Origin of the sequence: Streptomyces sp. NPDC046859 (assembly GCF_040645135.1) — a bacterium.
In the GTDB taxonomy this organism is placed as follows: Bacteria; Actinomycetota; Actinomycetes; order Streptomycetales; family Streptomycetaceae; genus Streptomyces.
Map to the genome: position 1 here is coordinate 76,409 of NZ_JBEYXR010000033.1, position 6,377 is coordinate 82,785.

Annotated in this window: 4 protein-coding genes and 1 pseudogene; 2 read left to right on the plus strand and 3 right to left on the minus strand. The window is 69.7% G+C overall.

Features of this window, described 5'->3' with window-relative positions; genetic code table 11:
- Positions 1-358 precede the first annotated feature (358 nt).
- The 3 genes from cas3 to ABZ899_RS32470 form a co-directional block, all read right to left on the minus strand.
- The gene (gene cas3, locus ABZ899_RS32460; RefSeq protein ID WP_361353249.1) at positions 359-3,211 is read right to left on the minus strand and encodes a CRISPR-associated helicase Cas3'; all 2,853 of its coding nucleotides are present in this window, start codon (positions 3,209-3,211) and stop codon (positions 359-361) included.
- 758 nt (positions 3,212-3,969) lie between these two features.
- Positions 3,970-4,587, minus strand: coding sequence for a hypothetical protein (locus ABZ899_RS32465; RefSeq protein WP_361353252.1), 618 nt, complete (start codon positions 4,585-4,587; stop codon positions 3,970-3,972).
- A gap of 34 nt (positions 4,588-4,621) precedes the next feature.
- Positions 4,622-5,161, minus strand: a complete 540-nt coding sequence (locus tag ABZ899_RS32470) for a sigma-70 family RNA polymerase sigma factor (RefSeq protein WP_361353254.1) — start codon at positions 5,159-5,161, stop codon at positions 4,622-4,624.
- Between the two features lie 813 nt (positions 5,162-5,974).
- Between ABZ899_RS32470 and ABZ899_RS32475 the strand changes: the two genes are divergently transcribed.
- Together ABZ899_RS32475 and ABZ899_RS32480 are read left to right on the plus strand one after the other, a co-directional pair.
- Positions 5,975-6,271, plus strand: a complete 297-nt coding sequence (locus ABZ899_RS32475; RefSeq protein ID WP_361353257.1) for a hypothetical protein — start codon at positions 5,975-5,977, stop codon at positions 6,269-6,271.
- Between the two features lie 11 nt (positions 6,272-6,282).
- Positions 6,283-6,377, plus strand: a pseudogene (locus ABZ899_RS32480) (hypothetical protein); the annotation flags it as partial.

The window sequence follows — 6,377 nt, forward strand, 5'->3', positions numbered from 1 at the left end:
TATCTATAGACAAGCAGCTCCCGAACCACATAGTTCAGCCGGAAATTACCGGTCGGTGCCCCTTTTTTGAATGTAAGTCATTTCCGGACCGCACTCCTCAATCCGTGCCGACGGTTCGGCGACGGTCACTTCTCATTCGATTTCACTGCCGGTTCTCGCTCGGATGCCAGGCATTCCTGTCCCAGCCCGCAGCAGGTGTCATCGGATGAGAAGCCCTGGTCCTGGAATGAGAAGTCGCGGTCTTCCGCCTTCTGGCCTCGCGCCGCTGCGTGCCTCGGGCAGGAAGATCCGGCCCTCCTTCCAACGGCGATGCTGGCGAGGGGAGTTCAGGCGGGCGGCGCGGGGTGGGGAGGCGGGCTCAGTCCTCGGCGTGGACCAGTCCCAGGGTGTCGTCGAGTTGCAGACGGTGCCGGCCGAAGCGCACCGGCCGGGAGGGCACGCCGGCGTCCTGCGGGAGCAGGACGAGGTCGGCGAGGAGGGCGTGGCTGCGCCAGGAGGCGGGGATGTGGTGGTCTCTTGTGCGGCCGGCGACCCAGGCGGCGGGGACGGGCAGGGTGTGCTGGAGGATCGTGCGGATCTGGACGGTGGTCGGTTTGCGGTGCTCGGGCAGCGGCCGGGTGCCGGCCGCGTCCAAGGTGAGGCGGCCGCCGGGCGTGCGGTAGACGGGCAGGAGGCGGCGGGGCATGGCGCCCAGGCGGGTGGCGGCCTCGCGGGGGTGCAGGTTCTGACGGTGCAGGTCGGACAGCGAGAGGGTGTCGTGCCAGGCAGGGACCAGGTGCAGGGCGCTGTGGTGTTCCTCGGTGCGGGTGCGGGTCTGGTGCAGGGTGTGGCTGCGGCGCAGGGCGGCGTCGGTGCGGGTCAGGGCGTCGGCGTCTCCGTGCACGGCTTCCACGAGCTGTTGCACGTCGTCGGGCAGGGTGAGCGGCTGCTCGGGCCGTCGGGCGAGGTAGGCGGCGGTGGCGAGCGGCAGGAACGGGGAGTCCAACGGGCGCCAGGCGGGCGGCAGGAGGGTGCGGCGGCGGTGGTCGGTGGGTTCGAGGACGATCAGGCGGGGGTGGTCGCCGGACAGCCGGTCGGGGCGCTTGATGTGGTCGAAGCGCCACAGGCGGCCCAGGCGTTGCAGGAGGGTGTGCAGGGGCGCCAGGTCGCTGACCATGACGTCGACGTCGATGTCGAGGCTCATGTCCAGCAGGGTGGTGGTGACGACCACCAGCCGCCCGGGACGCTCGCCGGCCGAGGCGAGGGCGGTGCGGATTCGGCGGGTGAAAGCTTCGCGTTGGTGGCCGGGCAGGCGGGCGTGTAGCAGGAGCAACTGGCCGTCCGGGCCTTCGTCCGGCCAGTCGAGGACGGTACGCAGATGCGTGTAGGTGGTCTGGGCGTCGGCCACGGTGGCGCAGTACACCGCCGCGCAGCCGCCCGAGCGGGCGACGGGGGCGATCTCCTGAGTGATCCGCTCCAGGCGGCTCTCCCGGGCGGGTGTGTCTTCGGGGTCGGTGCAGGAAGGGTGGCGCACCGAGTGGAGACGGACGTCGGCGCGGCGGCGGTGGCGGTCGGCGTGGGCGTCGGCCGCGGCCGGGTCGATGCGAGTGAGGGAGGCGTCCGAGGCGGCGGCGTAGAGCCAGCCCGGATAGGAGGGCCGGCAGTCCAGGTGGGCTGTTGCGGGGGGCGGGTGGCCGGCGCCGTCGAGATAGCTGCGGACGAGTTGTTCGCTGATGTGGCCGGGCAGGGTCGCGGACAGCAGCACCACGGGGCAGCCCAGGGCGCCCAGCCAGTGCAGCAGCCGGAACAGTGTCTGCCGCATGAACGGGGGCAGGGCGTGGACTTCGTCGACGATGACGGTCCGCCCGCACAGGGCCAGCATGCGCAGGGCGCTGAAGCGGACCGGCAGGGCGGCCATGAGGGCCTGGTCGTGGGTGGCGACGGTGAACTGGGCCAGCAGGGCCCTGTCCCAGCCGCGCAGCCAGCCGTCGGGCACTGTCACGCGTTCCTCGGGCCGCTCCCCCGCAGCCGGCCTGCCCTCGTCATCGTCGCTGTCGGGCCAGTAGGCGTCGCTGGTGGAGGGTTCGTGGGCGGCCAGGCGGTGGTCGCTGTAGGCGGTGTTGTCGAAGCTGTGGCTGTGGACCAGGGAGACCGGGGCGTGCTCGGGATGGTGGGCCGCGACGTAGGCCTCGAGGAGGTCGTAGGCGGCGTCGGTGGTGGCCATGGTCGGCAGCAGCCACAGAATGCCGGCCGTGTCCCCGCAGGCGTTGAAGATGCGTGCTGCTTCCAGCGCGGTGACGCTCTTTCCGCCTCCGGTGGCATCGGTGACCACCAGGATGCCGGCCCCCTTCTCCCCCACCACCGGAGCGAGCTGCCTGATGACCGAGGCCTGCAGGGCGTTCGGCCGCTCCAGGCCGCCGTGGGCCTGGGTGAAAGGCACCTGCGGCAAGGTGATCCGGGGCAGCCCGGACTCCTCGACCACGGCGGGGGCGTCCCGGACGGCCTGGGCGAAGTGCTCGCCTGCGCCGAAGGCGGGCGCCTGGGCCTTGGGCAGCCAGTAGTGGCGCTGGCTGGCCAGCCGGTCCGCGATGATGCCGATCCCGGTGATCAGCACAGCCGCCGGCACCGACACGTCCGAAGGCACCATCGTGGCGCCCGTCACATGGCGCAGCAGGGCGAAGTAGCGGCGGCGCAGATCCTGCCAGGCCGACCCGCCCAGGGCGAGGTTGACCCGGGAGGCTTTGGCCGCACCGTCGATGTCGACCTGCAGGAACCGGCCGTGGTGGCCGCCCAGGATCTGGGCGACGAGCACTCCGGGGCTGTCGGAGGTGTCCGCAGGGTAGCCGGCCTCGGCCAGCAGCTGCAGCACACTGTGCATGGACGCCCGCTCATGCGGCATACGCTGCCAGTCACAGGTGCCCGCGCGCAGAGTGTCGCTGACCCGGGCCCAGGGATACGCCTCCTGCTCCTGGAACGCCGACAACTTGCCGAGATCGTGCAGGCCGGCGATGAACATCACCAGAGAGCGCGCCTCGACCAGCGTGAGCCCCAGCCCGGCGGCGATCATCCGACGCTGACCGCAGGTCAGGTACCGATCCCAGACCACGCCCGCGAGCGCCGCGACATCCAGCAGATGAAACAGCAACGGATACACCGCCCACGCCCCGCGGTCGAACTTCCCCCACGGCGACAGATCGATCCCGCCGCGCCGGGCATCCTCCCGCACCCCCACCGAACGCTCCCGCCATGCGCCAACCACCCCTGGGATCAGGAAGGTTGCTGCACATCCTGCCGCATGCAGAGCCCCTCCATAGAACACGTCCCTGGCAAGACAGCGTGTAGCCTAGGATCCGGGTTTCGCCGGTTTCCTCATCCCGTGAGGGTGCGCCCCTGCTGGTCATCGTGAGCCACTCAGGGACCTATCATTTCCCCACCCGCGTGGGGATCAGCCGTGCAGCAGGGCGCCCAGCTGGGCGATACGCGGCCTTCCCTACAAGGCGTAAGGGTGTGCCCTTCTGGATCATGATGACGACGAGGCCAACGCCCTCCCCACACGCGTGGGGGTCTGCCGCGGATCCCCGCCACCATCGTCGAATCCGGCCAGCCTTCCCCACACTCGTGGGGGTCTGTCCAGCATGCGGGGAAAGACGGGATACCAGCGATGCCCTCCCCACGCGCATGGGGGTCTGTCCGCCATCCGCCGCAGGAGCCCTATGGCTTGCCTGTCTTCCCCACACGCGTGGGGTCTGTCCAGGGTGTTGATACTGCCGAAGGTCCGCTCGACGTCTTCCCCAGACCCGTGGGGGGTCCGTCGGGCCTTTGACCACGCCCGGCGTCAGGGCGCACCTGACCACCCAAGGGAATCCTCTCCACGCACGTGGGGGTCCGTCCAGCATCGCCAAGGCGGCCAGCCTAGGCGGTCTTCCTCACGCGGGTGGCGCTGTCGATGTCGGCGAGCCACGACATCGGGGGTGGCGGGGTCTACCCAGGTCAGCCCTGGGTGGGGACGTTGTCGTCGGCGTCCCTGAGCAGGTGCAGAACGGTGCGTTCCATGTTTCCGAGGGAGCCGGTGGTTCGGAGCCATTCCTCGACCATGTGGCGTGGCAGTGGGGTGTGCAGTCCCAGCATCGATGTGCCGATGTGTGCGGCCTGCTCCTTCAGTTGCCCGAACAGTATGCGCGCTTGGTCGTGGGTGAGGCTGCGTGTCTGGAGGCCGGTGTGCAGGTGCTGCAGCCTGGTGAGCACTGTCTGTGCCCTGGTCTGGAGGTCGGTCGATGTACCAGTGCCGGCGCGGACCTTTTCCATCGTCAGCCTGATGTCGCAAAGTCGGGTAAGGACGTCCTGAAGTCGGCTGGCCGCCGCCGGTGGCGGGGTGGGGTCGGCCGTGTGGCTGCTGGACGTGCAGCCGGGGGGCGTAGCGGCCAGCTTGAAGGGCTTGATGCCGTGGAAGATTTCGCGGCGCAGGGGGGACAGGGCGGTGCTGCCTGTGCTGGTGTCCAGGGCGTCGGCGACAGCGTTCGTCAGGTGGGTGCGGTGATGGGCCAGGAGTTGGTCCAGGAGCTGTTCGGCGTCGTTGCTGCCGCTCTCGCCGATGATGTGGTCGTTCATGTGCATCCCCCTTGGTGGGGTCGAGGATTGACGGTCAGAGGTCGAGGAGGGTGATGAGTCGCTTGCGGGCGCGGCTGATGTTCTGTCGTACGGCGGCGGGGCTCATAGCCAGGGTTTCGGCGATCTCCGTGTAAGTGAACCCGTCAATGTCCCAGGCCATGACGGTGCGCATGGTGGGTGGCAATTGGCGCAGGGCGTCGAGGACGGTGTGCTGGGATTCGGAGATGATCACGGTGGTGAGGGGGCATGTGCCGCCGGCGCGATCCGGGATCGGGTCCGTGGGGGTGGCGCGGGTGTTGCTCTGGCGCCAGTAGCAGCGTTGGGCAGTTACCCGTAACCAGGTCCGTGGGTGGTCCAGAGCGCGCCACAGGTCCGGCAGGAGCTTGGCCATGGCTTCGTGGGCGGCGTCGGCCGCTTCGTAGGGGGTGGCTCCCTGGTGCATCAGGAACACCGTGACCGCGCTCATCTCCCGCGTGTAGAAGGAGTTGAAGTCGTCACGCCGGATGGGGGTAGAGGGGGGCGGTGTCTCCTCGGCCGTAGCGTGGACGGGCGAGAGCGGCTGCTCGATGGTCATGGCACGCATCACCTCGTGGAACGGCTGGCAGCCGTGCCGCCGATCAAGATGTCGACGTCGTGATGCGCGGTCCTCTCGATGAGTCGGCTGCCCGGTGGCAGCGACCGGGTCCGCTCCGACAACCCGTGCTGGTCGAGTTCCGCGCGCCGTATCTGCGCGCGGAGCCGGATCCAGCGGTGACCAAGCCGAAGGAGGCAACTGGCCGCGGCAAGTCCCGTCGCAGCCGCTGTCGTCATGGGATCCATACCCAGCCCCTATGTCCCAGGGCGGCGTCCGTCGCGCCGCACTCCTCCTCTATAAGCAAGCAGAGCGCCTCGTTGTGACATAGAGCTGCTCGCCGAGGCGAGAGCCCGCGGCCCGTCGCCGCACCGCGACACCCGTCTACCTCGCTTGCGGCCACCACCGGCCGGCCATAAGCGGCCTGGATGACCGCGAGCACCGCCACCCGACAGTCAGCTCAGGTAAAGTACGCCAAAGACACCTTGCCGCTCTCCAAAAGCGCAGGTGGTTAAGGGCCTTCCCCACGCACATGGGGGTTCCACCTGGCCCGGCCTCTTCGTGAATCCGATCGACGTGCCTTCCCCACGCACATGGGGGTTCCACCGCCGTCCCCGTCAACGTCGCAGCCTGGCTCGCGCCTTCCCCACGCACATGGGGTTTCCACCATCGGGTTCGCGGCACGCACGGTGAAAGTGCCTTCCCCACGCACGTGGGGGTCTGTCGCGCATGCGGATGTCCGCCAGGATCAGTTTGCCGTCCTCCCCACACACAGAGGTCGCCCACGGTGCGCGCGGTCGCGGTCAACTACAAGTCGTGCGCCCGGGCGAGCGCGCCTCGAAGGCGCTCGGGAGCCTGGCCGCACTTGCCTGCGTGGCGTGCTGCGCGCTGCCCGTCCTGATCACTGCGGGCGTCGTCGGCGCCGGGGCGGGCGCGGTGGTGGGCTGGCTGCCCGCCCTCGCCGTCGTCCTGGCCGTACTCGCCGCCGGGACCTGGTGGCTCGGCCGGCGCCGCGGCTCCTGCGCCTGCTCGTCGAAGGGTGCAGGTGAGGGCGGATGCGGCTGCACGGCGGCCGCCGACCCGCTGAAGATCAGCGGCACGGGCCGCCGGTAAGGTCGGCCGATATGACTGTCGCTCGTTCCGTTGCCCTGTTCGTCGTCGCCGCTCTCTTCGAGATCGGCGGCGCCTGGCTGGTGTGGCAGGGCATCCGCGAGCACAA